Origin of the sequence: Burkholderia sp. NFPP32 (assembly GCF_900119325.1) — a bacterium.
GTDB lineage: Bacteria > Pseudomonadota > Gammaproteobacteria > Burkholderiales > Burkholderiaceae > Burkholderia > Burkholderia pyrrocinia_C.
This window is the reverse complement of the sequence record NZ_FPJP01000005.1, coordinates 329,594-355,906: the sequence shown is the minus strand read 5'-3', so window position 1 is coordinate 355,906 and position 26,313 is coordinate 329,594. Positions and strand designations below refer to the sequence as shown.

General features: G+C 67.1%; 28 protein-coding genes. 14 read left to right on the top strand and 14 right to left on the bottom strand.

Annotated elements, in window-relative coordinates; translation table 11 throughout:
* The first annotated feature begins 2 nt into the window (after positions 1-2).
* Positions 3-428 (top strand): cell division protein FtsB, encoded by a 426-nt coding sequence (ftsB, locus tag BT264_RS13375; RefSeq protein ID WP_034183572.1) that lies wholly within the window; start codon positions 3-5, stop codon positions 426-428.
* Positions 429-514: 86 nt separating this feature from the next.
* On the opposite strand, the gene BT264_RS13370 is transcribed toward ftsB, so the two are convergent.
* The 3 genes from BT264_RS13370 to BT264_RS13360 form a co-directional block, all read right to left on the bottom strand.
* Positions 515-865 (bottom strand): hypothetical protein, encoded by a 351-nt coding sequence (locus BT264_RS13370; protein WP_072437007.1) that lies wholly within the window; start codon positions 863-865, stop codon positions 515-517.
* A gap of 129 nt (positions 866-994) precedes the next feature.
* Positions 995-1,945: an Hsp33 family molecular chaperone HslO gene (hslO, locus tag BT264_RS13365; protein WP_034183574.1), complete on the bottom strand. Its 951-nt coding sequence runs from the start codon at positions 1,943-1,945 to the stop codon at positions 995-997.
* 25 nt (positions 1,946-1,970) lie between these two features.
* Complete coding sequence (locus BT264_RS13360; RefSeq protein WP_034183575.1) at positions 1,971-2,495, bottom strand: gamma carbonic anhydrase family protein; 525 nt, start codon at positions 2,493-2,495, stop codon at positions 1,971-1,973.
* A gap of 143 nt (positions 2,496-2,638) precedes the next feature.
* Between BT264_RS13360 and BT264_RS13355 the strand changes: the two genes are divergently transcribed.
* From BT264_RS13355 to BT264_RS13310, 10 genes are all read left to right on the top strand, one after another.
* Entirely contained in the window at positions 2,639-3,496 is an 858-nt protein-coding gene (locus BT264_RS13355; protein WP_072437008.1) for a ferritin-like domain-containing protein, read from the top strand.
* Positions 3,497-3,673: 177 nt separating this feature from the next.
* Positions 3,674-4,564 carry an alpha/beta fold hydrolase gene (locus BT264_RS13350; protein WP_072437009.1) on the top strand — a complete coding sequence of 297 codons (891 nt, stop codon included), beginning with the start codon at positions 3,674-3,676 and terminating at the stop codon, positions 4,562-4,564.
* 82 nt (positions 4,565-4,646) lie between these two features.
* Positions 4,647-5,477, top strand: a complete 831-nt coding sequence (locus BT264_RS13345) for a 3',5'-nucleoside bisphosphate phosphatase (protein WP_072437250.1) — start codon at positions 4,647-4,649, stop codon at positions 5,475-5,477.
* Between the two features lie 72 nt (positions 5,478-5,549).
* Positions 5,550-6,182 carry an L-threonylcarbamoyladenylate synthase gene (locus BT264_RS13340; RefSeq protein ID WP_072437010.1) on the top strand — a complete coding sequence of 211 codons (633 nt, stop codon included), beginning with the start codon at positions 5,550-5,552 and terminating at the stop codon, positions 6,180-6,182.
* 51 nt (positions 6,183-6,233) lie between these two features.
* Entirely contained in the window at positions 6,234-6,896 is a 663-nt protein-coding gene (locus tag BT264_RS13335; RefSeq protein ID WP_072437011.1) for a site-2 protease family protein, read from the top strand.
* A gap of 8 nt (positions 6,897-6,904) precedes the next feature.
* Positions 6,905-8,107, top strand: coding sequence for a tryptophan--tRNA ligase (locus BT264_RS13330; RefSeq protein ID WP_012328807.1), 1,203 nt, complete (start codon positions 6,905-6,907; stop codon positions 8,105-8,107).
* A gap of 14 nt (positions 8,108-8,121) precedes the next feature.
* Positions 8,122-8,724, top strand: coding sequence for a class I SAM-dependent methyltransferase (locus tag BT264_RS13325; protein WP_072437012.1), 603 nt, complete (start codon positions 8,122-8,124; stop codon positions 8,722-8,724).
* A 46-nt stretch (positions 8,725-8,770) separates the two neighbouring features.
* Positions 8,771-9,676 carry a 4-hydroxy-tetrahydrodipicolinate synthase gene (dapA, locus tag BT264_RS13320; RefSeq protein ID WP_072437013.1) on the top strand — a complete coding sequence of 302 codons (906 nt, stop codon included), beginning with the start codon at positions 8,771-8,773 and terminating at the stop codon, positions 9,674-9,676.
* Between the two features lie 111 nt (positions 9,677-9,787).
* Positions 9,788-10,933 carry an outer membrane protein assembly factor BamC gene (bamC, locus tag BT264_RS13315; protein WP_072437014.1) on the top strand — a complete coding sequence of 382 codons (1,146 nt, stop codon included), beginning with the start codon at positions 9,788-9,790 and terminating at the stop codon, positions 10,931-10,933.
* Between the two features lie 4 nt (positions 10,934-10,937).
* Complete coding sequence (locus tag BT264_RS13310) at positions 10,938-11,714, top strand: MBL fold metallo-hydrolase (RefSeq protein WP_072437015.1); 777 nt, start codon at positions 10,938-10,940, stop codon at positions 11,712-11,714.
* 114 nt (positions 11,715-11,828) lie between these two features.
* Here the strand turns inward: BT264_RS13310 and BT264_RS39590 are convergent, their stop codons facing one another.
* The 3 genes from BT264_RS39590 to BT264_RS13295 are packed head-to-tail and all read right to left on the bottom strand — an operon-like array spanning position 11,829 to position 13,544.
* On the bottom strand, positions 11,829-12,092 hold the full coding sequence (locus tag BT264_RS39590) for a hypothetical protein (protein ID WP_041493100.1): 264 nt from the start codon (positions 12,090-12,092) through the stop codon (positions 11,829-11,831).
* Complete coding sequence (locus BT264_RS40480) at positions 12,022-12,267, bottom strand: hypothetical protein (protein ID WP_011657350.1); 246 nt, start codon at positions 12,265-12,267, stop codon at positions 12,022-12,024. Before BT264_RS40480 ends, BT264_RS39590 begins: the two co-directional genes overlap by 71 nt.
* Positions 12,268-12,323: 56 nt before the next feature.
* Positions 12,324-13,544, bottom strand: coding sequence for a cupin domain-containing protein (locus tag BT264_RS13295; protein ID WP_072437017.1), 1,221 nt, complete (start codon positions 13,542-13,544; stop codon positions 12,324-12,326).
* 32 nt (positions 13,545-13,576) lie between these two features.
* Between BT264_RS13295 and BT264_RS13290 the strand changes: the two genes are divergently transcribed.
* Positions 13,577-14,119, top strand: a complete 543-nt coding sequence (locus tag BT264_RS13290; RefSeq protein ID WP_072437018.1) for an FKBP-type peptidyl-prolyl cis-trans isomerase — start codon at positions 13,577-13,579, stop codon at positions 14,117-14,119.
* On the opposite strand, the gene BT264_RS13285 is transcribed toward BT264_RS13290, so the two are convergent.
* The 4 genes from BT264_RS13285 to BT264_RS13270 form a co-directional block, all read right to left on the bottom strand.
* The gene (locus BT264_RS13285; protein ID WP_072437019.1) at positions 14,099-15,370 is read right to left on the bottom strand and encodes a hypothetical protein; all 1,272 of its coding nucleotides are present in this window, start codon (positions 15,368-15,370) and stop codon (positions 14,099-14,101) included. The genes BT264_RS13290 and BT264_RS13285 overlap by 21 nt on opposite strands.
* Positions 15,351-18,008, bottom strand: coding sequence for a DNA mismatch repair protein MutS (mutS, locus tag BT264_RS13280; protein WP_072437020.1), 2,658 nt, complete (start codon positions 18,006-18,008; stop codon positions 15,351-15,353). The genes BT264_RS13285 and mutS overlap by 20 nt, the downstream gene beginning before the upstream one ends.
* Before the next feature lie 210 nt (positions 18,009-18,218).
* Positions 18,219-19,841 carry an NAD(P)/FAD-dependent oxidoreductase gene (locus tag BT264_RS13275; RefSeq protein ID WP_072437021.1) on the bottom strand — a complete coding sequence of 541 codons (1,623 nt, stop codon included), beginning with the start codon at positions 19,839-19,841 and terminating at the stop codon, positions 18,219-18,221.
* Between the two features lie 472 nt (positions 19,842-20,313).
* Positions 20,314-21,117 carry an inositol monophosphatase family protein gene (locus BT264_RS13270; protein WP_072437022.1) on the bottom strand — a complete coding sequence of 268 codons (804 nt, stop codon included), beginning with the start codon at positions 21,115-21,117 and terminating at the stop codon, positions 20,314-20,316.
* Positions 21,118-21,397: 280 nt separating this feature from the next.
* Here BT264_RS13270 and BT264_RS13265 point away from each other — a divergent pair, with 280 nt between their 5' ends.
* Positions 21,398-22,222: an RNA methyltransferase gene (locus BT264_RS13265; RefSeq protein WP_072437023.1), complete on the top strand. Its 825-nt coding sequence runs from the start codon at positions 21,398-21,400 to the stop codon at positions 22,220-22,222.
* A 297-nt stretch (positions 22,223-22,519) separates the two neighbouring features.
* A complete protein-coding gene (gene cysE / locus BT264_RS13260; RefSeq protein ID WP_072437251.1) occupies positions 22,520-23,293 on the top strand; it encodes a serine O-acetyltransferase in 774 nt (257 codons plus the stop codon).
* A gap of 48 nt (positions 23,294-23,341) precedes the next feature.
* On the opposite strand, the gene BT264_RS13255 is transcribed toward cysE, so the two are convergent.
* From BT264_RS13255 to BT264_RS13240, 4 genes are all read right to left on the bottom strand, one after another.
* Positions 23,342-24,142: a UDP-2,3-diacylglucosamine diphosphatase gene (locus tag BT264_RS13255; protein ID WP_072437024.1), complete on the bottom strand. Its 801-nt coding sequence runs from the start codon at positions 24,140-24,142 to the stop codon at positions 23,342-23,344.
* Between the two features lie 23 nt (positions 24,143-24,165).
* Complete coding sequence (locus BT264_RS13250) at positions 24,166-24,657, bottom strand: peptidylprolyl isomerase (RefSeq protein WP_006478428.1); 492 nt, start codon at positions 24,655-24,657, stop codon at positions 24,166-24,168.
* 88 nt (positions 24,658-24,745) lie between these two features.
* Entirely contained in the window at positions 24,746-25,321 is a 576-nt protein-coding gene (locus BT264_RS13245) for a peptidylprolyl isomerase (RefSeq protein WP_034183593.1), read from the bottom strand.
* A 39-nt stretch (positions 25,322-25,360) separates the two neighbouring features.
* On the bottom strand, positions 25,361-26,086 hold the full coding sequence (locus BT264_RS13240) for a tetratricopeptide repeat protein (RefSeq protein ID WP_072437025.1): 726 nt from the start codon (positions 26,084-26,086) through the stop codon (positions 25,361-25,363).
* Between the last annotated feature and the right edge of the window lie 227 nt (positions 26,087-26,313).

Sequence of the window (26,313 nt, the reverse complement as noted above, 5' to 3'; positions counted from 1 at the left end):
ACATGCGGCTTGTCACTGTCGTCCTGATTGCCTTGCTGGCGCTCATTCAGTACCCCCTATGGTGGGGACACGGCGGCTGGCTGCGGGTGCATGAATTGCGTCAGCAGCTCGGCGACCAGCTCCAGAAGAATGCGGACGAGAAGCTGCGCAACGAGCGGACCGCAGGCGAAGTGCAGGATCTGCAGGGCGGCACCGCGGCCATCGAGGAGCGCGCGCGCTACGAGATGGGCATGGTGAAGGACGGCGAAGTATTCGTGCAGTTCGTGTCGCCGAATGCACCGGCGGTGCCGCTGAACAACACGCCTTCGAACACGTCGACGCGCGGTGCCGTGTCGGCGGCGCCGGTGCGTGTCGTGCCGAATCCGCAGTCGATCGCGAAGCCGTCGCGGCATCATGGCGGCGACAAGGGCAAGGCCGCGCATCACTGAGCGCGGCAGCACGAACCCATTGAAAAAGCGCGGGAAATGCCGCGCTTTTTTATTTCCTGCCGGTGTTCAATCGGCCGGGCGATCGCTTACCACCACCAGCCCGGGTAGCCGTAGCCGATGCCCGTTCCCCAGCGATTTCCCCATCCGCCGTAATACCCGCCATAGATGGTCACGGGCGGCGGCGAGTAATAGGCCCACGCGCGCGCGGCTGCCTCGGCCGCCATCGCGCTGTTCTGTTCGCGCAGCACCTGCCGGTCGATCTCGTCGTAGCGCTTGCGTTCGGCGCTCGATAGCGCGGGCGGCTGGCCGCCCGACGCGCCCGGTTCGGGCAGGCGGCTCAGGATCGTGGAGGACGGCGGCGGCATCGCGCAGCCGGCAAGCGCGAGCGTGCCGGCGGCAACGCTCGTCAGGACGATGGTGCGAAACGGGCGGTTCATGTGTTTCTCCTGCAGCGCGCCGACGGCGGGAAGCGGCTTGCGCCGAAGGTAGAGCCTTCGGCGTCGTGCGTGCGGCGCTTGGGCGTCATTATGCGCCCGTGCCCGGACGGCGGGCATCGGGCGCGCCGCTCAGTGACGCTGGCCGGTCGCCGGCGCGATGCCGGTCTCGACGCCGGGCGCCGCGAACAACTGCGCGACGTCGACGGGATCGAATTCGTAGCGCTGGTTGCAGAACTCGCAGTGGATCTCGACGTGGCCGCGCTCGACGATCACGCTGTCGACTTCGTCGCGGCCGAGCATGCGCAGCATCGCGCCGACCTTCTCGCGCGAGCACGAGCACTGGAAGCGCGTGCCCGCCGGTTCGAAGTGCTGCACGTTCTCCTGCCAGAACAGCCGGCGGAACACGACTTCCGGTTCGACCTCGAGCAGCTCCTTCGCGGACAGCGTGCCGCCGAGCGTGCAGACGCGCTCCCACGTGTCGATATCGGTTTCTGCGTTGCGCGGCACGATGCCGCCGTCGCCCGGCAGCTTCTGCAGCAGCATGCCGACCGCGCGGTCGCGATCGGCCGCGAGCCACAGCCGCGTGTCGAGCTGCTCGGAGTGGTGCATGTAATGCTCGAGCACCTGCGACACCGATTCGAGCGGGCCGTCGACGCCGTTCAGCGGCACGATGCCCTGGTACGGCTGCTGGCCCGGCAGCTTGTCGGCCGGGTCGAGCGTGATCACGCAGCGGCCGTGGCCGCTCGCGTTGACGAGCGACGCGAAACTCGTGTCGTCTCCGATCGTTTGCGCCGCGTCGCCGGAGAACTTCGCGGTGGCCCGCATCGACAGATCCGAGCCGCACTGGACGACCAGCATCTGGACCGGCCCGTCGCCGAAGATCTGCATGATCAGGGTGCCGTGAAATTTCAGGTTCGCGGACAGCAGCGCGCACGCGGCCATCATCTCGCCGAGCACCGTGCGCACGGGGGCAGGGTAGTCGCGGCGGGCGAGCACTTCCTGCCACGTATTGCGCAGCGAAACGATCTCGCCGCGCACGGGCGCCGCATTGAACATGAATTTCTGTAACTGGTCGCTCACTCTTCTTCCTTGAAATCCGCGCGAATCACCCGATCCGCACGAGTTGCTCCTTGAAATGCGCACGCCGCTCGACGTATGTCTTCGCGTTCGCGCGCAGCCGCGCGATGTCTTCCGCCGACAGCTCGCGCACGACTTTCGCCGGTGCGCCGAGAATCAGCGAATTGTCCGGGAACGTCTTGCCTTCCGTCACGACCGCGCCGGCACCAACCAGACAGTTGCGGCCGATGACCGCTCCATTCAAGACCACCGCCTGAATACCGATCAGCGAACCTTCGCCGATCGTGCAGCCGTGCAGCATCGCCTGGTGCCCGATCGTCACGTTTTCGGCAATCGTCAGCGGGAAACCGGGGTCCGTGTGCAGCACTGCGCCTTCCTGGACGTTGCTGCCGGCGCCGACGGCAATCGTCTCGTTGTCGCCGCGAATCGTCGCGCCGAACCAGACGCTCGCGTTTTCCTCGAGCACGACCTTGCCGATGATGGCCGCCGTATCGGCGACGAATACGCTTTCGTGGATCGTCGGGGCCGTATCGCCCAGCTTGTAGATCGTCACGGAGTCTCCTTGTCTCTTCGGTGATGGGCGCCGGTAGAATGGCGCGTCCGGTTTGCCCGGCGCATGGCGCCGCGGAACGATCGCATATTGTAAACCGTCGCGTGCGTGCGCTCCCGCGATACGCATGCAGGGTGTCCCCGTTTATGAGCATGGAGTCTTCTTCTTTCGGTCATGCGCCGGCCTGCGTGCGCCACGCCGCGCTCGACGCGCTGCGCGCATCCGAACCCGCGGCCAAGGCCGCGCAGGTGCGTTCGCTGTACGACGCGCTGCTGGCCGGGCAGGCCGCGATCGCGCCGTCGCTCGAACTGCGCGAACCGGCCGGCCTGCCCGGGCGCCCGGTGCGTCCGGCGCTGGTCGAGCCGCGCCAGCTCGGGCGGCGCAGCATGCGTTCGCCCGAAGGGCGCGCGGTGCTGCTGCACGCGCTCGCCCATATCGAATTCAATGCGATCAATCTGGCGCTCGACGCGGTCTGGCGGTTCGCGGGCCTGCCGGATGCGTTTTATGCGGACTGGCTGAAGGTCGCGGCCGAGGAGGCCTATCACTTCACGCTGCTGTCTGACCGGCTGGCAGCATTCGGGCATGCGTACGGCGATTTTCCCGCGCACAACGGGCTGTGGGAGATGTGCGAGCGGACCAAGGGCGATGTGCTGGCGCGCATGGCGCTCGTGCCGCGCACGCTCGAGGCCCGCGGGCTCGATGCTTCGCCGCCGATCCGTGCGCGGCTCGTACAGGCGGGCGACGATGCATCGGCCGCGATCCTCGATGTGATCCTGCGCGACGAGGTCGGTCATGTCGCGATCGGCAACCGCTGGTTCCGGTATCTGTGCGACGAAACCGGCCGCGATCCGGTGCCGGCCTATCGCCAGCTCGCCGAGCAATACCATGCGCCGCGGCTGCGCGGCCCGTTCAACTTCGATGCGCGTCGCGATGCCGGATTCGAGCAGGCCGAACTCGACGAACTGGCCGCGCAGGACGCAGCGGCCGGAAACGCCGCGCGTTAGCCGGATCGCGTCCGGCTGCGTGTTGTCTGCCGGGCCGGCCCGCGCGCCCTGCTGGTGGCGGTTCCTCGGCGAAGCCTTGAACGACTCGGCCGCTAGAGCTTGACCTCGAATGCCGGTCGCCTGAACGCAGGCGCCGCCGCTATAATCGAACGATCATTCTTTTTTCTGGCGGCTGCAATGAGTGCGTCGAGTTCTGTTTCCGATTTCGTCACGGTGCGCGGCGTGAAGCTGCATGTGCGGCGCTGGGGCCGGCCCGATGCGCCGACGCTGTTCATGCTGCACGGCTGGATGGACGTTGCGGCGTCGTTCCAGTTCGTCGTCGATGCGCTCGCGGGCGACTGGCAGGTGATCGCGCCCGATGCGCGCGGCTTCGGGCTGTCCGACTGGCCGGTCGCGCGGCAGGGCGGCGGCCACTACTGGTTCCACGAATACCTGGGCGACCTCGATGCGCTCGTCGATCACTATGCGCCGACCGGCGAAGTCAATCTGGTCGGGCACAGCATGGGCGCGAACGTCGTGTGCCTGTATGCGGGCGCGCGGCCGGAACGCGTGCGGCGCGTGGTCGACCTCGAGGGTTTCGGGCTCGCGCCCGCGCGGGCCGAGCAGGCGCCGCGCCGGCTGCGCGGCTGGCTGGACGAACTGCGTGAGCCGCCCGCGCTGCGCCCTTACGCGTCCCTCGACGACGTGGCGGCGCGCCTGACCAGGACCAATCCGCGGCTCGACCCGCGCCGCGCCGCCTTCCTCGCCGCGCACTGGTCGAAGCGCGGCGACGACGGCCTCTATCACCTGCTGGCCGACCCCGCGCACAAGATGCCGGGGCCGCTGCTGTACCGGCTCGACGAGGTGATGGCCACCTGGGCGCAGGTGCGCGCGAAGGTGCTGCACGTCGAGGCCGTCAATTCGCCGACGCTCGCGCACCTCGCCGGCGACATCCCGCTGCCGGAATTCAAGGCGCGTTTCAACGCGTTCCCCGACTGGCGCGAGAAGCTCGTCGAGGATGCCGGCCACATGGTGCATCACGACCAGCCGGAGCAGATCGCGGCGTTGATCGAGGCGTTCTGCGCGTAGGTCTGCGACGGCGGCGGCGGGGCAGGCTGGCGGTGCAATTGCCGCATTGCAGTAGAATGAAGCCTTACCTGCCATGCCGACAATGAACGCTGATCTCCACTGCCATTCGAATGTTTCCGACGGGTTGCTGTCGCCTGCCGACGTCGCGCGCCGCGCCCATGCCGGCGGCGTGACCCTGTGGGCGCTGACCGACCACGACGAGATCGGCGGCCAGGCTGAGGCGCGCAGCGAGGCGGAAGCGCTCGGCATGCGTTACCTGAGCGGCGTCGAGATTTCGGTCACGTGGGCATCGCGCACCGTGCATATCGTCGGCTTGAACATCGATCCCGCGAACCCGACGCTCGTCGACGGCCTGTACCGCACGCGTCACGGCCGCGCGGCACGCGCGCGGGCGATCGGCGCGCAACTCGCGACGCTCGGCATCCCCGACGCGTACGAAGGCGCGCTGAAGTACGTATCGAATCCCGACCTGATCTCGCGCACGCACTTCGCGCGGTTTCTCGTCGAGCACGGCCACGCCGAATCGACGTCCGACGTGTTCGACCGCCTGCTCGGCGACGGCAAGCCCGGGTTCGTCCCGCATCGCTGGGCCGCGCTGTCCGATGCGGTCGGGTGGATCCGCGCGGCGGGCGGCGAAGCCGTGGTCGCGCATCCGGGCCGTTACCGCTATACGCCCGTCGAATTCGACGCGTTCTTCGGCGAGTTCATCGAGCTGGGCGGCCGCGCGATCGAGGTCATCACGGGCAGCCACACGCCCGACCAGTACCGCGAATATGCGGACGTTGCCCGCCGCTTCGGTTTCGAAGTGTCGCGAGGCTCGGATTTCCATGCGCCGGGCGAAGGCCGCGTCGAGCTCGGCGGCTTGCCGCCGCTGCCGTCCGACCTGACACCGGTCTGGGAGCGCTGGCTCTGACGCCGGGCGGCTGCCCGCCGCCCGCGTCGTGGCCGACGCGCGCCTCCGACTTCTCCCTCTTTACCTGCTTCCATGTCCCAGTTCTTCAGGATTCATCCGGATAATCCGCAGCCGCGCCTGATCAAGCAAGCCGTCGAGATCGTCAGCAAGGGCGGCGTGATCGCGATGCCGACCGATTCGAGCTATGCGCTCGCGTGCCATCTCGACGACAAGGATGCGGTCGAGCGGGTGCGCCGGATTCGCGGCCTCGACGAGAAACGGCACCTGTCGCTGCTCGTGCGCGACCTGTCGGAGCTCGCCAACTTCGCGATGGTCGACAACCGCCAGTACCGGCAGATCAAGTCGGTGACGCCGGGCCCGTACGTATTCATCCTGCAGGCGACGAAGGAAGTGCCGCGCCGGCTGTCGCATCCGTCGCGCAAGACGATCGGGCTGCGTGTGCCCGATCACGCGATCACGCTCGCGCTGCTGGAATCGCTCGGCCAGCCGCTGCTCGGCACGACGCTGATCCTGCCGCCGGACGACGAGCCGCTCAACGATCCCGACGACATCCGTGTGCGGCTCGAGAAACAGGTCGATCTCGTGATCGACGGCGGCGCGTGCCCGCGCGAGCCGTCGACGGTGATCGACCTGACCGGCGACGCGCCGGAACTCGTGCGCGCGGGGCGCGGCGCGCTCGAACCGTTCGGACTCTCGGCCGCGTAAGCGCGCGACGTTCCAATTTTTGCGCGAGGGCGCTTGTTACAATAACGCGATATGGATGCTTCCCTGATACAGACCATCGCCGTCTACGCGCTGCCCGTGATCTTCGCGATCACGTTGCACGAGGCCGCGCACGGCTACGCCGCCCGCCTGCTCGGCGACAACACCGCCTACGTGATGGGGCGCGTGTCGTTCAATCCGATGCGCCACATCGATCCGATCGGCACGATCGCGATCCCGCTCGCGATGTATTTCCTGACGGGCGGCGCGTTCCTGTTCGGCTATGCGAAGCCGGTGCCGGTTTCGTTCGGCAACCTGCGCGATCCGCGCTGGGGCAGCCTGTGGGTAGCGCTCGCGGGCCCGGCCTGCAACTTCGTGCAGGCGCTGATCTGGGGCCTGCTGACCCTCGTGCTGCCGGCGCTCGGCATCGACGAGCCGTTCTTCACGCGGATGGCGTTTGCCGGCGTCAGCGCGAACCTCGTGCTCGGCGTGCTGAACCTGTTTCCGCTGCCGCCGCTCGACGGCGGTCGCATCCTGGCGGCGCTGCTGCCGCCGAAGCAATCGATCGCGCTGTCGCGCATCGAGCCGTACGGTTTCATCATCGTCCTCGTGCTGGTCGCGACGGGCGTGCTGACGAACTTCTGGCTGCGCCCGCTCGTCAATGTCGGCTACGCCGTGCTGAGCGCCATCCTGTCCCCATTCGCCTCGCTTTTCTAACGACAATCATGTTCCCAGAACGTATTTTCTCCGGCATGCGACCCACCGGGTCGCTGCACCTCGGTCATTACCACGGCGTGCTGAAAAACTGGGTGAAACTGCAGTCCGAGTACCCGTGCTTCTTCTGCGTCGTCGACTGGCATGCGCTGACGACGCACTATGAGACTCCCGAGGTCATCGAGAAGAACGTCTGGGACGTGCTGATCGACTGGCTCGCGTCCGGCATCGATCCGGCGCAGGCGACGCTGTTCATCCAGAGCAAGGTGCCCGAGCACGCGGAGCTCGCACTGCTGCTCGGCATGAGCACGCCGCTCGGCTGGCTCGAACGCGTGCCGACCTACAAGGAGCAGATGGAGAAGCTGAAGGACAAGGACCTGTCGACCTACGGCTTCCTCGGCTATCCGGTGCTGATGGCGGCCGACATCCTGCTGTATCGCGGCTCGCTTGTGCCGGTCGGCGAGGATCAGGTGCCGCACGTCGAGATGACGCGCGAGATCGCGCGCCGCTTCAACTACCTGTACGGCCGTGAGCCCGGTTTCGAGGAGAAGGCGCTCGAGGCCGCGAAGAAGCTCGGCGGCAAGCGCGCGAAGCTCTATCACGAGCTGCGCAACGCGTATCAGCAGGAAGGCGACGACGAGGCGCTCGAACAGGCGCGTGCGATGCTGCAGGAATCGCAGAGCCTGTCGATGAGCGACCGCGAGCGCCTGTTCGGCTATCTCGAAGGCGCGCGCAAGATCATCCTCGTCGAGCCGCAGGCGCTCCTGACCGAAGCGTCCCGGATGCCGGGCCTCGACGGGCAGAAGATGTCCAAGTCGTACGGCAACACGATCGGCCTGCGTGAAGACGCCGACACGATCACGAAGAAGGTCCGCACGATGCCGACCGATCCGGCGCGCGTGCGCCGCACCGATCCGGGCGATCCCGACAAGTGCCCGGTGTGGCAGCTGCACCAGGTCTACACGGACGAAGCGACGCACGAATGGGTGCAGAAGGGCTGCCGCTCGGCGGGCATCGGCTGCCTCGACTGCAAGCAGCCGGTCGTCGAAGGCATCCTGCGCGAGCAGCAGCCGATGCTCGAGCGCGCGCAGAAGTACATGGACGATCCGTCGCTGCTGCGCGCGATCGTCGCGGACGGTTGCGACAAGGCGCGCAAGTACGCGACGGAAACGATGCGCGACGTGCGCGACGCGATGGGCCTGTCGTACAACTAATCCGGTCCGCGCGCATGAACGAATCCGTCATCGCCGCCGCGGGCGGCCACGTCGCACAGGTCGAGCCGTCGCGCTGGGTCGCCCGGTGGTCGCCGCTCGTTCCGACGGGCGGCGCGGTGCTCGACGTCGCCGCGGGCGGCGGCCGCCATGCGCGCTGGTTCGCGTCGCACGGGCATCCGGTCGTCGCGCTCGACCGCGACCCGGTCGCGCTGGCCGCGTTGCGCACGATCGCGGGCGTCGATGCGCGCGACGCCGATCTCGAAGGCGCGCCGTGGCCGTTGCCGGCCGGTGAGCGGTTTTCCGCCGTGATCGTTACCCATTATCTGCACCGTCCGCTCTGGCCCCATCTGCTCGATGCAGTTGCGCCGGGCGGCGTGCTCATCTACGAAACTTTCGCGCAAGGAAACGAAACGGTCGGCAAACCGTCCAACCCCGCGTTCCTGCTCGCCCCGGGCGAGCTGCTGGACGCCGTGCACGGCCGCCTGCGGGTGATCGCGTACGAGGACGGTTTCGTCGCCGCGCCGCGCGAGGCGTTCGTCCAGCGTCTCTGCGCAGTGCGCGAGGGCGCGACCCCGAAGGCGGGGGCGGGAATTCCACGTTACGAACTGCCCGGCTAATCCGCTACAATCTCAACGTTTACCGGTACACAATCAATCGCGTTTCATGGCTAACGGCACCCAAGACGGCATTCAAATCCGCGGCAGCATCCCCGCGATCGTCACCCCGATGCTCGAAGACGGCAGTCTCGACCTGCCGGCGTTTCGCAAACTGATCGACTGGCACATCGCGGAAGGCACCGATGCGCTCGTCGTCGTCGGTACGAGCGGCGAGTCGGCAACGCTCAACGTCGAAGAGCACATCCTGATGATCCGCACGGCGGTCGAGCATGCGGCGAAACGCATCCCGATCATCGCGGGCGCGGGCGGCAACTCGACCGCCGAGGCGATCGAGCTGACGAAGCACGCGAAATCGGTCGGTGCGGACGCGACGCTGCAGGTCGTGCCGTACTACAACAAGCCGACGCAGGAAGGCATGTACCGTCACTTCAGGACGATCGCCGAAGCGGTCGACCTGCCGGTGATCCTGTACAACGTGCCGGGCCGCACGGTCGCCGATATGGCGAACGAGACGATGCTGCGTCTCGCGCAGGTGCCGGGCATCATCGGCGTGAAGGAAGCGACCGGCAACATCGATCGCGCCGCGCACCTGATCAAGGCCGCGCCGAAGCATTTCGCGATCTACAGCGGCGACGATCCGACCGCGATCGCGCTGATGCTGCTCGGCGGCCACGGCAACATCTCGGTGACGGCGAACGTCGCGCCGCGCGCGATGAGCGAGCTGTGCCGCGCGGCGCTGGCCGGCGACGTGCAGACGGCCCGCGAACTGCACATGAAGCTGCTGTCGCTGCACAAGAACCTGTTCATCGAGGCGAACCCGATTCCGGTGAAGTGGGCACTGCAGGCGATGGGCAAGATGCAGGGCGGCATCCGACTGCCGCTCACGGCGCTCGACGAGCGCTACCACGATGCCGTGCGTTCGGCCCTCGTCGAGGCCGGCGTTCTCGCCTGATGCCGAGGCGGCCGCGTCCTGCGGCCGCCGGCTCGACCCCTGATCAACCCGCACCGGCCGGCTCCGTCCGGCGCCGCTCCTGACGAGCGTTCAAGCAAGACGAAGGATTTCATGAAACGTTTCGCCTTTTCCTCTCGCGCCATCCAGATGTCGATGGTGGCGCTGGCGCTGGGCGCGCTCGCTGGCTGTGATACGCTGAACGACTATCTGGCTCCCGACCGGGTCAACTACAAGAACACCGGTTCGGCGCCGCCGCTCGCGGTGCCGAGCGACCTGAAGCCGGTGCCGACGACCCAGCAGTTCGTCGCGCCGCCGACCAACGCGGGGCTCGGCACGTTGCCGCCGCGGGCCACGACGCAGGCCGGCAACGCGACCGACGGCATCCCGAGCGCGCAGGATCCGCTTGGCATGCACATCGAGCGCGACGGCGATCGCCGCTGGCTCGTCGTCGATGGCCGGACGCCCGAGCAGCTGTGGCCGATCCTGAAGGATTTCTGGCAGGAGAACGGCTTCTCGCTGAAGACCGACGCGCCGTCGACGGGCATCATGGCCACCGACTGGGCCGAGAACCGCGCGAACATTCCCGACGACTGGTTCCGCCGCACGATCGGCAAGGTCATCGATTTCGCGTACTCGTCCGGCACGCGCGACCGTTTCCGTACGCTCGTGAACCGCACGTCGGACGGCAATACCGACATCTCGATCACGCACAGCGCGATGGAAGAAATGATGGTCGGCCCGCAGGGCGGCACGTCGTCGCGCTGGGAAGAGCGTCCGCGCAACCCGGTGCTCGAAGCCGTGTTCCTGTCGAAGCTGATGCAGAAGTTCGGCCTGACCGACGCGCAGGCCAAGCAACTGCTGACCGATGCGCGTCCCGCGACGGCGCCGGCGCAGGTCAGCGACACGAGCAGCGGCGCAGCGACGCTGCAGCTGGCCGAGTCGTTCGACCGGGCGTGGCTGCGCGTGGGCCTCGCGCTCGACCGTACCAACTTCACGGTCGACAATCGCGACCGCGAGAAGGGCGTGTACACCGTGCGCTATGCGAATTCGATGGAAGAGCTCAAGCGCGACGGCCTGTTCGGCAAGCTGTTCTACGGCGGTCCGGCGGCGGCGAAGCCGGGCAGGGAATTCCTGGTCAACGTGCGTGCGCAAGGCAGCGGCGGCACGCAGGTCGCGGTGGTCGGCGCAAACGGCCAGATCGACAACTCGTCGGACGCGCAGCGGATCATTTCGCTGCTGCACGCGCAGCTGAACTGAGCGCGTGCGATTCGCCAGCCTCGGAAGCGGCAGCGAAGGCAACGCGCTGGTCGTCGAGGCCACGAGCGGCACGACGACCACCCGCGTGCTGCTCGACTGCGGCTTTTCTGCCAAGGAGGTCGAGCGCCGGCTCGGCCGACTGAATCTCGGCATCGATGATCTCGATGCGATCCTCATCACCCATGAACACAGCGACCACGTCGGCAGCGCGCTGACGCTCGCCCGGCGCGCGTCGCTGCCGCTCTACATGAGCTGGGGCACCGCGCGCGCGGTAGGCGCGGACGAAGCCGATGTCGATCTCCACGTGCTGTGGGGCGACGAGACGGCCGCGATACGCGATCTGGCCGTCATGCCCTATACGGTTCCTCACGATGCGCGCGAACCGCTCCAGTTCGTCTTTATGGACGGCTGCAGTCGGCTCGGCGTACTGACGGACGTCGGGATGGCCACGCCGCACATCACAGCCGTCCTGAGCGGCTGTGACGCGCTGGTGCTCGAATCCAACCATGACCCTGCGATGCTGGCCGCGAGCCGCTATCCGCAGTCGCTGAAGGCGCGGATCGGCGGCAACCACGGCCACCTGAGCAACGACGCGGCGGCGGACATCCTCGCGTCGCTCGAGCGCAGCCGCCTCAAGCACCTGGTCGCTGCGCACCTGAGCCAGCAGAACAACCTGCCGGAACTGGCGCGCCAGGCGTTTGCCGGCGTGCTGGGGACGAGCGGGGAGGAGGTGGTCGTGGCCACGCAGGACGCGGGATTCGACTGGCTGATGCTCGGATGAGTGGGGCGCGGCCGCTGCGGCGGCCCGGTGCGGCGGCCGGGCGATCGCCCCGGAATCCGCAGACGTAAAAAAACCGGCCCTCGGGCCGGTTTTTTTTTCAGCTGACGCTGAGGCTTACTGGCTTGCGCCCGAAGCCGGAGCAGCCGTCGCTGCCGAAGCAGCCGACGCCACTGCAGCAGCAGCGTCGCTCGCAGCAGCCGTTGCCGACGAAGCAGCAGCCGAAGCGTCGCTCGCAGCACCAGCAACTGCCGAAGCAGCCGTCGAAGCAGCAGCAGCTGCGTCGCTTGCAGCCGACGAAGCAGCTTGATCAGCGCTCTTGTTGCAAGCAGCCAGTGCAACAGCAGCCAACAGGGAAGCTACGAGGAGGGATTTCTTCATGATCACGTCCTTTTATGGTTAAAGGTAAGCAACAGCGCGAAACAATACCGGTAATGTGCTCCAACACCGACCTGGGCCGCTGGTGGAGACGCACTTCTAGAGCGTGAATCTTCCCTACGGCTTGGGCGGAAATTATATGCACTTTCCTATCGACCGTCGACAAATGCGGGGTCAATACGTTGTCTTTCCCATACAGAATTTGATCTGTATGGGCATACGGGGCGACTCACACTAATTCCGGCTTCCGACCCGTATCCAGCCCGCACGATACCACTCGTGCAACAAGGCTGTCATCGAGGGAACCCGAGATAGTGTTACAAACCGTTTCGCCTCCATCTGGCGTTGATTGGCCAGTTCGGGCAGCCATTCGCCGGCTTGCTCGAGCGGTCCTTCCTCGCCATTAATGAAGTACGATCGCGCGTTATACATCAATGCGGCCCTTCTGTCGAGACACACGCCGCGGCGTGACGCTTGCGCGACGAACGCGGCCTCGGTCAGCGGGCGCGCGGGCGGGTCGAATACGACGTTCGGTTTGGGCTCGCTCAGGTAGCAGCCGAGGAATTCGGCGACGTCGCGCTTGCGCCAGCGGATTGCGTCGACGATCTCGGCGACGCGTTCGACCATCGCCGGAGGCAGTTGCGCGGGCATGTCGACGGCCGGCTGCTTCGGATCGCGGTAGAGGTCGTCGCCGTTCCCGTCGCGCAGGCCGCCGCGCTCAGCGAGATAGTACAGGAACTGGGCGCCCAGTTCGCCCGCGGACGGGGCCCGGAAGCCGATCGAGCAGGTCATGCATTCGCCTTCTGCGACGCCGTCGTGCGCGATGTGCGGCGGCAGGTACAGCATGTCGCCGGGCTCCAGTACCCATTCGTCGCTCGGCTCGAAGTTTTCGAGGATCTTCAGCGGTACGTCCGGCTGCAGCGACAGGTCTTTCTGCGCACCGACGCGCCAGCGGCGCCGGCCTTCGACCTGCAGCAGGAATACGTCATACGAATCGAAGTGCGGGCCGACGCCGCCGCCGTCGGTTGCATACGAGATCATCAGGTCGTCCAGCCGCGCGTCCGGGATGAAGCGGAAGCGGTCGAGCAACGCGCGTGCCGCGTCGACATGCAGGTCGAGCCCCTGCACGAGCAGGGTCCAGGACTTGCGCGTGACCGCCGGCAGCGAGCCGGGCTCGAACGGGCCGTGCGCCAGTTGCCACTTGTTACGAAAATGGGTGATCAGTCGCGACTCCGCGTCATAGTCGGATGCGAGCTCGAACAGCGCATCGCGCGTGACCGGCGACGCAACGCCGGGGATCGCCTGGCGGATCAGGAGCGGCTTCTTTTGCCAGTAGCCGCGCATGAATTGCGCCGGCGTGAGACCGCCGAGCAGCGGTGTGGGAAGATCGGAAGGCGGCGCGCCGAGCGGGGCGGCAGCGGCATCCCGCGGTTCGGCTTGAGACCGGTTGCGCATCGTATAATGAGACTTGTATTTGGGAGAATTGGATGAAAATCGCAAAAAACACCGTCGTGTCGGTCACTTACAAGCTGTCGGATGCACAGGGCAATCTGATCGAGGAAAGCGACGAGCCGATGGTCTATCTGCACGGCGGCTATGATGGCACGTTCCCCAAGATCGAGGAACAGCTCGACGGGCACGAGCCGGGTTACCAGGCGCAGATTCAGCTCGAGCCGCAGGACGCGTTCGGCGACTACGATCCCGAACTCGTGAAGATCGAGCCGCGCGATCGTTTCCCCGAGCCGCTCGAAGTGGGCATGCAGTTCGAAGGCACGCCGGAAGACGGCGACGAGGACGTCGATTCGCTGATCTATACGGTCACCGACGTCGCCGAAGACAAGGTCGTGCTCGACGGCAATCACCCGCTGGCAGGCATGGCGCTGCGTTTCGCACTCACGGTGAAGGACGTTCGCGAGGCAACCGAAGACGAAATCGAGCATGAGCACGCGCATGGCGCGGAAGGGCTCGAGATCGTTGACGAGGACGAAGACGAAGACGGCGAAGCGCCGTCAGGGCGTACCCTGCACTGAGCTCGCAGGCAGGCCGGGCGCCGGCCCCGATGCAGGGGGCGGTGCCGGCCACGACGCGCCGCCGGGTGCGACGCCGTCACCCTGCAGCGGCGGCGCGACCGCCGACGAGTCGGGCAGCACCGGCAACGCGGGGATTTCCGGCATCTGCGGCAGCGGAACATCGTCGTGCGGCACGGGCGGCAGCGCGGGCGGCACAGGCAGGTTCTTCGGTACCTCCTGCAGGCTCACGCTGAAGATCGTCTGCCGTGCCGGCGACACGCTCACCTTTACCCACTGATTCGCCGGATAGCGCGGTCCGATCGCGACGCGCGTCACGTTTCCCACCAGGTCGCCGTCGTCGGTCCGCAGCGGTCGATCGATCAGAAAGCCGTTCGCGAGCGGTTCGCCGCTCGCGTGCATCACCAGTATCGGGCCGCGGAACGTCGCCGCCGCCTTCACCAGCGTTCGTTTCAACTCGCGGAAGCCGTCGCGCACGCGCGGCCGGTTGAAACGCAGCCACGCGAACCGCTCCGAGCGTTCATAGCGTTCGAATTGCGGATCGCCTTCGAAAATCACCACCATCGCACGCGCTTCGCGCCGCTTCGCGTATTCGGCTGCGTGATCGATCCAGAATCCGTTCGCGATGACACGGTCCTCGAATTCGCCGTTGCGGCCGCCGGCCGTCAGGAAGTGGTTGTTCGGCGCCGGCGCGTTGAGTGCGACATAGACGATGTCGTCGCGCATCCAGCGTGCGTTTTCGCGATACGGCCGGAACCGGGCGATCTCGCTTTCCCGCGTGATCTGCAGCGCGCCCGGGTCGGGCAGCGCCGAATCGGCGAGCAGCGTCTGCCGCAGGAAGTCGAGCCGTTCGACCGGATCGTAGTTGCCGCCGGCCACGGTGTTGCACGTTACCCAGTCGTCGTGGCCGGGGATGAATACGAGCGGCACGCGTGCGGCGTCCAGGATCGCGCCGCGCTGCGAATACAGCGCATCGCGGCACGCTTCCTTCGAGCCCTTGAGATCGCCCGCATAGACGACGAAAGCGAGGTTGCGCTCGCGCGCGATCGAATCGAGCAGCCGCTGGGTTGCCGGTTCGTCAGCCGGTACGTTGATGACGCCCGACACGACCGCGAACGAGTAGGGCGCGGTTGCACGCTTCGGCGGCGCTGCCAGTGCGCCTGCCTGCGCGAGCGCCAGCACCGCCGCGGCGAGCGTGGCGGCGGCGCGGGCCGGCAGGCGCCGCGGGATGCGCTTACGCGTGCCCGTCGGCATCGTGCGACCGGACCAGCGTGCGCAGTTCGTACAGCAGGTCGAGCGCCTCGCGCGGCTTGAGATCGTCAGGGTCGATGTCGCGCAGCTTCTCGAGCGCCGGATGCGGCGTGTCGGGCAGCGCCGGCGCGTCCGCGCATTCGAAATCGTCGGCGACCACCGGCTGCGCGCTGAACAGGTCGAGTTGCGGCGTGTGTTGTACCGCCGACTGCTGTTCGAGATAGGCGAGGTGCTTGCGCGCGGCGCGGATCACGGGCGCCGGGACGCCCGCGAGCTGCGCGACCTGCAGGCCGTAACTCTGGTTCGCCGGGCCTTCGTTGACGGCGTGCAGGAACACGATGCCATGGCCGTGCTCGACGGCCGACAGGTGCACGTTGGCTGCTTGCGGGAATTCGGCCGGCAGTTGCGTCAGCTCGAAGTAGTGCGTCGCGAACAGCGTGTAGCAGGCGTTGTGCGCAAGCAGGTGGCGCGCGATGGCCCACGCGAGTGCGAGGCCGTCGAACGTCGACGTGCCGCGGCCGATCTCGTCCATCAGCACGAGGCTTTGCGGGGTCGCGTCGTTGAGGATCGCCGCGGCTTCGGTCATCTCGACCATGAACGTCGAACGGCCGCCCGCGAGATCGTCGGCCGCGCCGATGCGCGTGAAGATCCGGTCGATCGGACCGAAGCATGCGGACTTCGCCGGCACGTAGCTGCCGACGTAAGCCATCAGCGCGATCAGTGCGGTCTGCCGCATGAACGTCGACTTACCGCCCATGTTCGGACCGGTGATCAGCAGCAGCTTGCGTTCCGTGCCGAACCGGCAGTCGTTCGCGATGAACTGCTCGACCTGTGCTTCGACGACCGGGTGGCGGCCCTGTTCGATTTCGATGCCGATCTCGTCGGTGAAGGTCGGCGCGACCCAGTCGAGCGCGCGTGCGCGTTCTGCGAATGCGGCGAGCAGGTCGAGCTCGGCGAGTGCCGACGCGACGCGCTGGCACTCGGGGATGAACGGCAGCAGCGCCTGCAGCACCGCGTCGTACAGCGCGCGCTCGCGCGCCAGCGCGCGTTCCTGCGCGGACAGTGCCTTGTCCTCGAAGGTCTTCAGTTCGGGCGTGATGTAGCGCTCGGCGTTCTTCAGCGTCTGGCGGCGGCGGTAGTCGTCGGGCACCTTGTCGGTCTGGCCGCGCGTGACCTCGATGTAGAAGCCGTGCACCTTGTTGTATTCGACGCGCAGGTTCGCGATGCCGGTGCGCGTGCGTTCGCGCGCTTCGAGATCGATCAGGAACTGCCCGCAGTTCTCCGAGATGTCGCGCAGCTCGTCGAGCTCGGCGTCGTAGCCGCGCGCGATCACGCCGCCGTCGCGCACCATGGCGGCCGGCTCGGGCGCAATCGCGCTCGTCAGCAGGTCGAGGCATTCGGCGGGCGGCGCGAGCGCCGCGTCGACACGGATGAGCGCGTCCGCATTCGCGACGATCGCGCTGATGCGCTCGCGCAGCGCCGGCAGCGCGGCGAACGTATCACGCAGGCTCGACAGGTCGCGCGGGCGCGCGGACAGCAGCGCGAGGCGCCCGGTGATCCGTTCGACGTCCGCGATCTGGCGCAGCGCGCTGCGCAGCGCATCGAGGCTTGCATTCGCCGGTGCCTCGAGCAGCGCGCCGATCGCCTGCTGGCGCGACTGCGCGGCGACCGACGCGCGCGGCGGGTGATGCAGCCAGTGACGCAGCAGCCGGCTGCCCATTGTCGTGCAGCAGGTGTCGAGCAGCGAATACAGCGTCGGCGACTCGGTGCCGCGCAGCGTCTCGGTCAACTCGAGATTGCGGCGCGTGGCCGGATCGAGCCCGATGTATTCGGTTTCGTTCTCGACCTTCAGGCTGCGCACGTGCCGCAGTTGCTGGCCTTGTGTGGCCGCTGCATAGAGCAGCAGTGCGCCGGCCGCGCCGCAGGCGCTCGTCAGCGAATGCGCACCGAAACCGTCGAGGCTCGCGACATCGAGTTGGTCGCACAGGCGCTGCGTGCCCGACGCGATGTCGAAGTGCCACGCCGGCACGCGCTTGGTTGCGCCCGTGCCTGCCGGCACGGCGTCGGTTGCGCCGTCCGCCGTCAGGATTTCGGCCGGCCGGATGCGCTCGAGCGCGGCGCCGAGCTGCTCGGGTTCGATTTCGGCGAGCCGCAGCGCACCGCTTGCGAGGTTCAGCCACGCGAGGCCGATGTTGACCGCGACGCCGCGCTTGTTGTGGCCCGTACACATCGCGAGCAGGTAGACGTCGTTCTTGTCGGACAGCAGTGCGGCATCGGTCAGCGTGCCGGGCGTGACGACGCGCACGACCTTGCGCTCGACGGGGCCCTTCGACGTGGCCGGATCGCCGATCTGCTCGCAGATCGCGACCGATTCGCCCATCTTCACGAGCTTCGCAAGATACTGCTCGACCGCGTGATGCGGCACGCCGGCCATCTTGATCGGCGTGCCGGCCGACGCGCCGCGCTGCGTGAGGGTCAGGTCGAGCAGGCGCGCGGCCTTTTCGGCATCTTCGAAAAACAGCTCGTAGAAGTCGCCCATCCGGTAGAACACGAGCGTGTCGGGATGGTCGGCCTTGATGCGCAGGTACTGCTGCATCATCGGGGTGTGGCCTGCAAAGGCTTCGGGCGACAACGTGGTCATAGGTCAGGCATCAGGTTTGTTGCTTTGGTCGCCCGAGTTTACCAGCGGCCCCGACGTGCAAGTGCGAAGTTCGCCGTTCGGCCAGGTGCCGGAGACCGCGACCGGCTGCTGCCGGCGCTGTCCGACGAATCGACCCCGCACTCGGGCGGGCCCGCGAAAGTCGGCGTCATCCGGCTCACGGCGCTTCGCGCGCCGATCCTGTCCGGCACCTCAGGACGCGTGTGCCGACGTCAGACTGAGTGCCACCGCTTGCGCGACTTCGATGCCGTCGATGGCGGCCGAATAGATGCCGCCCGCATATCCCGCGCCTTCGCCGGCCGGATACAGGCCTTCGACGTTCATGCTTTGGTAATCGTCCTTGCGTCGAATCCGGATCGGTGACGAAGTGCGCGTCTCCACACCGGTGAGCACGGCGTCGTGCATCGCGAAGCCCGCGATCTTCTTGTCGATCTGGGGCAACGCTTCGCGGATCGCTTCGATCACGTAGTCCGGGAGCGCGGTGCTGAGATCGGTCGGACGCACGCCGGGCTTGTACGACGGCTCCACGGAGCCAAGCGACGTCGACGGCCGGCCTGCGATGAAATCCCCGACCAGTTGGCCCGGCGCGTGGTAATCGCCGCCGCCGAGTTCGAATGCGCGCTCTTCCCATTTGCGCTGGAACGCGATGCCCGCCAGCGGACCGCCGGGATAGTCTTCCGGCGTGATGCCGACGACGATGCCCGCATTCGCGTTGCGCTCGGCCCGGGAATACTGGCTCATGCCATTGGTGACCACACGGCCCGGCTCCGAGGTCGCCGCGACCACCGTGCCGCCAGGGCACATGCAGAAGCTGTAGACGGCCCGCCCGTTGCTGCAGTGGTGGACCACCTTGTAGTCGGCCGCGCCGAGCTGCTTGTGGCCCGCAAACTTGCCGAAGCGGCTGCGATCGATCAGCCCCTGCGGATGTTCGATGCGAAAACCCAGCGAAAACGGCTTGGCTTCGATATACACGCCGCGATCGTGCAGCATCTGGAAGGTGTCGCGCGCGCTGTGGCCCACGGCCAGCACCACGTGGTCGCACCGGAGCGTTTCCCCGTTCGAGAGCTTGAGCGAGCGCACCTTGCCCTGATCGATTTCGATGTCGTCGACCCGGGTTTCGAAGCGCACTTCACCGCCCAGTTCGTGGATGGAAGCGCGCATTTTTTCCACCATGCTGACGAGGCGGAACGTACCGATGTGCGGCCGGCTCAGATACAGGATGTCTTCCGGCGCGCCCGCCTTGACGAATTCGTCGAGCACCTTGCGGCCATAGTGGTTGGGATCCTTGATCTGGCTGTACAGCTTGCCGTCCGAAAACGTTCCGGCGCCGCCTTCGCCGAACTGCACGTTGGATTCGGGATTGAGTACGCTCTTGCGCCACAGGCCGAAGGTGTCCTTGGTGCGCTCGCGCACGGCCTTGCCGCGCTCGAGGATGATGGGGCGGAATCCCATTTGCGCGAGGATCAATCCTGCAAACAGGCCGCACGGCCCCATGCCGATGACGACCGGGCGCAGGAAAGCGGTGTGCTCGGGGGCCTTCGCGACAAAGTGGTACGCCATGTCGGGCGTGACGCCGCAATGCGGCTTGCCGGCGAGTCGCTTGAGCGCGGCCGCTTCGTCCTTGACTTCGACATCGACGATATACGTCAGCTTGATGTCGGAGCGCTTGCGTGCATCGTGCGCACGGCGGAACACGGTGTATCGGACGAGCCCGTCTGCCGCCACGCCAAGCTCCTCGAGGCGCGCGCGAATCGCGGCTTCGAGAGCGCTTTCGGGATGGTCGAGGGGGAGTTTAATTTCGCTTAGCCGTAACATGGGTACTCGGATGCTGTCGCCACGACGTCGTGGCGGTGTTGAAACAGGCGGGGCAGGCATGCGGGTGGGGGCGTTGTTCGCCACGCGGGCATCCCGGATGCAAATCATTCATCGCTGGAAAACGCGGTACGACGGGCTGCATACTGACCAGGCCGGACAACTCGGGCAACTTCAGGACGGGAGCGTGAAGCGCGGGGAAGATTTTTTCGTCCCCGAACCATCGGAAGGCGAAAGTCGCTCCATCATCACGGTGCTGGCGAGTAGTTTGTCGAAAGCACGCCAGGCGGGCGTAGCGCCCTTGTCGTTCATGCCGGCCAACATAGCACATCGATATAGATGCCACGCAAAAATGCGGCCGCCAGAGCGAAAAGGGCGGTAGCGACGCACGCGACATCGCTTTGCCGACGGCCCGTGCCGCGTGAAGCGGGCCCGGGCCGTTGAAGCGCACCGCACCGGCGGGCGCAGCCGGGGCTTATTCGGCTGCCGGATGCACGCGGGTGTAGCGGTTCAGGATCGGGATCATCTGCGCGTAGATCTTCGGGTTCGCGGCGACGATCTCATGACGATGCAGGAAATCGGCATCGCCCGTGTAGTTGCCGACGAGGCCGCCGGCCTCGGTGATCAGCAGGCTGCCCGCCGCCATGTCCCACACGTTGATGCCCTGTTCGAAGAACGCGTCGAGGCGGCCGGCCGCGACGTTCGCGAGGTCGAGTGCCGCCGCGCCCGGGCGGCGCAGGCCCGTGCACGCCTGCGTCATTTCGGTGAAGAGGCGCGCATACGCGTCGAGGCCGTCCTTCTCGCGGAACGGGAAACCCGTGCCGACCAGTGCGTCGGACAGGCGGTCGCGGCGGCCGACGCGGATGCGGCGATCGTTCAGGTACGCGCCGCGGCCACGCGTGGCCGTGAACAGGTCGTTCTTGTTCGGATCGTAGACGACGGCCTGCGTGACGACGCCCTTGTGCTCGAGCGCGATCGATACGCAGTAGTACGGGAAGCCGTGGATGAAGTTGGTCGTGCCGTCGAGCGGATCGATGATCCACTTGAATTCGGATTCGTTCTCCGATTCGCCCGATTCCTCCGCGAGGATCGCGTGGTCGGGGTAGGCGGTCTTCAGCGTCTCGATGATCGCCTCTTCGGCGGCCTTGTCCACTTCGGTGACGAAGTCGTTCTGCTGCTTCCTGCGGATCTCGATCAGGTCGAGATCGAGGGACGCGCGATTGATGATCTGTCCGGCGCGGCGCGCAGCCTTGACAGCAATGTTGAGCATGGGATGCATGAGCCTGGATCCTGTAGCCGGCGGCACGGGCCGCCACGAAGTGGAACAACCGCCCGGGACGGCGCAAGCGTGCCGGGCGAGGTGAGACGCGAATTGACAAAGAGCGGGGTACGACCCGCGTCGCACGGAGCGCGACGCGTAAAGTCATGATTTTACCCGATTTTTGGCGGGTTCAGGCGACCGGAATGCGGGGAAACCCCCGCTGGCCGTCCGGACGAGTGGGTTTGCCGGAGCGATAGCGCTACCATACGGCCATTCTGATGAACCGAGTCGTATCGTAGTGGAAACCCCGCAGAACACCGCCGCGCCGTCCGAGTCGGGCGCGGACACGTCCCGGCCGCCGTCCGGCGGCTTCACGTCCACCCGTTTCGTGCTCGTCGAGCCGAGCCATCCCGGCAATGTCGGGGCGGCCGCCCGCGCGCTGAAGACGATGGGCTTCTCGCGTCTCGTGCTGGTTGCGCCGCGCGTGCCGCACGTGCAGAGCGACCCCGAGGCGATCGCGATGGCCAGCGGCGCGGACGACGTCCTCGCGTCCGCGCATGTCGTGCCGACGCTTGGCGACGCGCTGTCCGGCGTCCACTGGTCGATCGCGCTGACCGCGCGCACACGCGAATACGGGCCGCCGCGCCTTGCGCCGCGCGCGGCCGCCGCGCAGGCATGCGCGCAGGTCGGCGCGGGCGACATCGCGCTCGTGTTCGGCAACGAGCGCACGGGCCTCGCGAACGAGCATGTCGAGCAGTGCAGCGCGCTTGCGCACATTCCGGCGAACCCTGCATACAGCTCGCTGAACCTCGCACAGGCCGTGCAGGTGCTCGCGTACGAGCTGCGCGTCGCGTTTCTCGAGCAGGCGAGCGAGCCTTCGCCGCAACCGCCGGCCGAGGCCGGCACGCTCGCGCAGAGCGACGAGATCGAGCGGATGTACGTGCACCTTGAGAACGCGCTGATCGCGCTCGATTTCCTCGACCCGCGCAATCCGAAGAAACTGATGCCGCGGCTGCGGCGCCTGTTCGCACGCACGGGCCTCGAGCGTGAGGAGGTCAACATCCTGCGCGGCGTCGCGAAGCACATCCTGCTGAAATCGGGCAAGCCCGACGGCGACGCGTAAGCGGCCGGCGCACCGGCAACCTGGCGTTCAGGCGCGGCGTCACGGTCGGCCGGGCGGCGTTGCGCGGCCTCCGGAGGCGGCGGGCCCCGAGCGTTTCCGACCGGCCGCACCTCCCGCAAACACCGCGACAGCGAGCCTCCCGCCCGAATACCCGCGCCGGCGGCGGGGTGAACGCGCGACCTCGTGCGGCCGTGCGCGACTGGCCCTACAATCGCCGGACGTCATAAGCAAATTACCCGGCGCGATAACGGCCGGTCATTGCCGGCGGTGCGCGCCGGCCTTTTCCCCGATCAGATCATGTTCACGAGACTGCGCGAAGACGTTGCAACGATTCGCGAGCGGGATCCCGCCGCTCGAAGTGCCTGGGAAGTGCTGACCTGTTATCCGGGGCTGCATGCGCTCGTGCTGCACCGTTTCGCGCATGCCTGCTGGCGCGCAAAGCGCTACTGGCTTGCACGTTTCGCGTCGCAGGCCGGGCGGTTTCTGACGGGTATCGAGATCCACCCCGGTGCGACGATCGGCCGGCGCGTGTTCATCGATCACGGCATGGGTGTCGTGATCGGCGAGACGGCGATCATCGGCGACGACTGCACGATCTATCAGGGCGTGACGCTGGGCGGCACGTCGCTCACGCGCGGCGCGAAGCGCCACCCGACGCTCGAGGCCGGCGTGATCGTCGGCGCGGGCGCGAAGGTGCTGGGCGGTTTCACGGTCGGCGCGGGCGCGAAGATCGGTTCGAACGCGGTCGTCGTGAAGCCGGTGCCGGCGGGCGGCACGGCGGTCGGCAATCCGGCGCGCATCGTGATGCCGGCGCAGCCGAAGCCGCAGCCGGAACGCGCGGCGTTCTGCGCATACGGGATCACGCCGAACGCCGACGATCCGATGTCGCTCGCGATTCACGGGCTGATCGATCACGCGGCGAAGGAAAGCCGCCGCGTCGACGAGATCGTCGCGGCGCTCGAGCGGCTCGGCACGCATCTGGAAACGCTGCAGGGCGCCGATGCGGCGCGCCTCGACCTGCGCAGGCTGTCGGCGGTGCTGGAAGGAAAGGCGGTCGAGCGTCAGTCGTAATGCGATGCACGCCGACGGCTGCCAGTCGGCGAGACGGCAGCAGCGGCGTCAGTCGAGCGGCATCGCGTGAATGCCTTCCGCGTCGACGCGCAGGTAGCCGCCGCGCGGCGCACCGTGGTCGAGATCCCAGTCGGGCAGCACCCAGCGGATGCCGCCCGGTTCGGCGTGGCTCGCGGGGCGGTGCGTGTGGCCGTGAATGATCACGGTTGCGCGGCTTTTCCGGAACAGCGCGGCCACGCCTTCACGCGTGACATCGTAGATCGCCGAAGCAGGGCGCATCCGGCCCGCTTCGCTGTTCGAGCGCATGCGTTGCGCGAGCGCGCGGCGCCAGCGCAACGGCCATGCGAGAAACAGCCATTGCGCGACGCGGTTGCGTGCGAAGCGGCGGAACACCTGGTAGCCGCGGTCGGCCGTGCATTGCGCGTCGCCGTGCGCGAGCACGATGCGTTGGCCGAACGCCATGATCAGCGAAGGATCGGGCAGCAACATCGCGCCGGCTGCTTTCATGAAGCGCCGGCCGAGCAGGAAATCGCGGTTGCCGTGCATCACGTAGAGCGCGATTCCTCGTTCCGAGAGCGTGTGCATCAGCGCGGCCATGCGTGCCGCGAACGGATCGTCGTCGAGGATGTCGTCGCCGATCCAGTATTCGAAAAGATCGCCGAGGATGAACACCGAGTCGGCGCTGTCGGCGGTGTATTTCACGAAATGCTCGAACGCGGCGACCGTCTTCGGAATCGCTTCGCTCAGGTGCAGATCGGAGAGCAACAGGAACGGGCGTGCGGCTTGCGCGTATTCGCGCTCGCCCGGCACGCCCGCGGAGACGCTTCGCGGCGGACTCTCCTGCAACATCGAAGTGCCTCCGTTACCGTGCGTCAGACCACGACGGCCTTCTCGATCACGACGTCGTCGGTCGGCACGTCCTGGTGGAAACCGGCGTTGCCCGTCTTGACGCCCTTGATCTTGTCGACCACGTCCTGGCCTTCGACGACCTTGCCGAACACCGCGTAGCCCCAGCCCTGCGGCGTCGGCGACGAGTGGTTCAGGAAGTCGTTGTCGTTCACGTTGATGAAGAACTGGGCGGTGGCCGAGTGCGGATCGTTCGTGCGCGCCATCGCGACCGTGTAGTTGTCGTTCTTCAGGCCGTTGTTCGCTTCGTTGTCGATCGGCGCGTCGGTCGGCTTCTGCTTCAGGCCCGGCTCGAAGCCGCCGCCCTGGATCATGAAGCCGTTGATCACACGATGGAACACGGTGCCGTCGTAGTGGCCCTTCTTCACGTAGTTCAGGAAGTTCTCGACCGTCTTCGGTGCCTTCGCGGCGTCGAGCTCGAGCTTGATCACGCCGTGGTTCGTATGCAGTTCAACCATGATGAATTCCTTCGGTGAGGCGGTTTAAATGGCACGCGGCCGGTCGTGCGACGCGGCCGCGTGAGTCGCCGGACGTGCCGGCAGGTTCTTACTTCGAGACGATGCTGGCCGATTCGATCACGACCGGTTGCGCGGGCACGTCCTGCATCGGGCCGCGCGAGGTCGTCGCCACGCCTTCGATCTTCTTCACGACGTCGAGGCCCGACACGACCTTGCCGAACACCGCATAGCCGTTGCCGTCCGGGTTCGGGTAGTCGAGGCCGCTGTTGTCGACCGTGTTGATGAAGAACTGCGCGGTGGCCGAGTTCGGATCGCTCGTGCGCGCCATCGCGATCGTGCCCGTCAGGTTCTTCAGACCATTGCGGCTCTCCAGCGGAATCGGCGCGCGGGTCGGCTTCTCTTCGAAGCTGGTCTTGTAGCCGCCGCCCTGGATCATGAAGCCCTTGATCACGCGATGGAAGATCGTGCCGTTGTACTGGCCGGCCTTCACGTAATCGAGGAAGTTGGCGACCGACTTCGGCGCCTTCTCCGGGTAGAGCTCGACACGGATGTCGCCCTGCGAGGTCTTGAGCTGCACGACCGGGTGCGCGGTGGCCGTTTGCGCGAAAGCGGGCGCGGTCGCGAGAAGGGCGGCGCCGCCAAGCGCCAGCAACAGACGTTTCATTGCGATCCTCAGGTTGGGAGGGAAAGGGGGCCGCGCCGCTTATTTCGACGGCGGCGCGACATACGGCGCCGCCAGTGCGCCCGACGGACCGCTGAACTGGAACGTCGGCGACATCGGCAGCGTGGTGGTGCTCACGTTCGCGGCTGCGCGGTCGGAGTAGTCGCGGGTGGACGGCGCGACCGCGCGGGCATTCGGTGCGACCTTCGGCGGCGACACGATCTTCTGCAGGTCGGCGAGGCGCTGTGCGGTCGCGCCGCTCGTGCGGCCGAGCGATTGCGCACGCTTGTACGATTCGGCCGCGAGGCGCAGGTACAGGTCGCCGAGGTTCTCGTACGCGAGCGAGTAGCTCGGGTTCGATTGCGTCGCCGTGACGAGCGCGGTGCGCGCTTCGTCGTAGCGGCCGTGCTTCGCGTAGAGCGCCGCGAGGTTGTTGTACGGCTCGGGCAGTTCGGGGTACGCCTGCGTGATCGCGACGAACTGCTGGATCGCATCGTCGTCGCGGTTCAGGCGGGCCAGCACGGTGCCGCGCTTGAACTGCGCCTGCACGTCGCGCGGGCTCGACGCGATGCGCGCGTCGAGCTGCGCGAGCGCCTGCTTCCACTGCTTGCCGGCGATCGACGCGTCGATTTCGGGGGTGCCGTCGGCGGTGGCCGGGGCTTTCTGCGCATGCGCCGCGGGGGCCGCGAACAGCGTCAGCGCGACGCCCATGACGGTGGTCGCAACGAGGGTCGCAGCGCTCGGCGCGCGGCCGCGATGAGGTTTCATAGGCGTAAATCGGAATGTTATACTCCGAGCCATTCTAACAAAACGTCTGCGCGTTCCGGCGAGCCGCAGGCAGTCTTTCTTAGCCTCTCGTGGCCGTCACCGCTGTGCTTGCAGCCTGACCGCCCCATGTGATAGCGAGGACGCTCGGCCTGACGCCGCAGCAGATGGTCCGTCCGCTTCGCATGCTGGGCGAGCTTCGCCAGGGCGGTCTCCTTCGGCTCACGGTT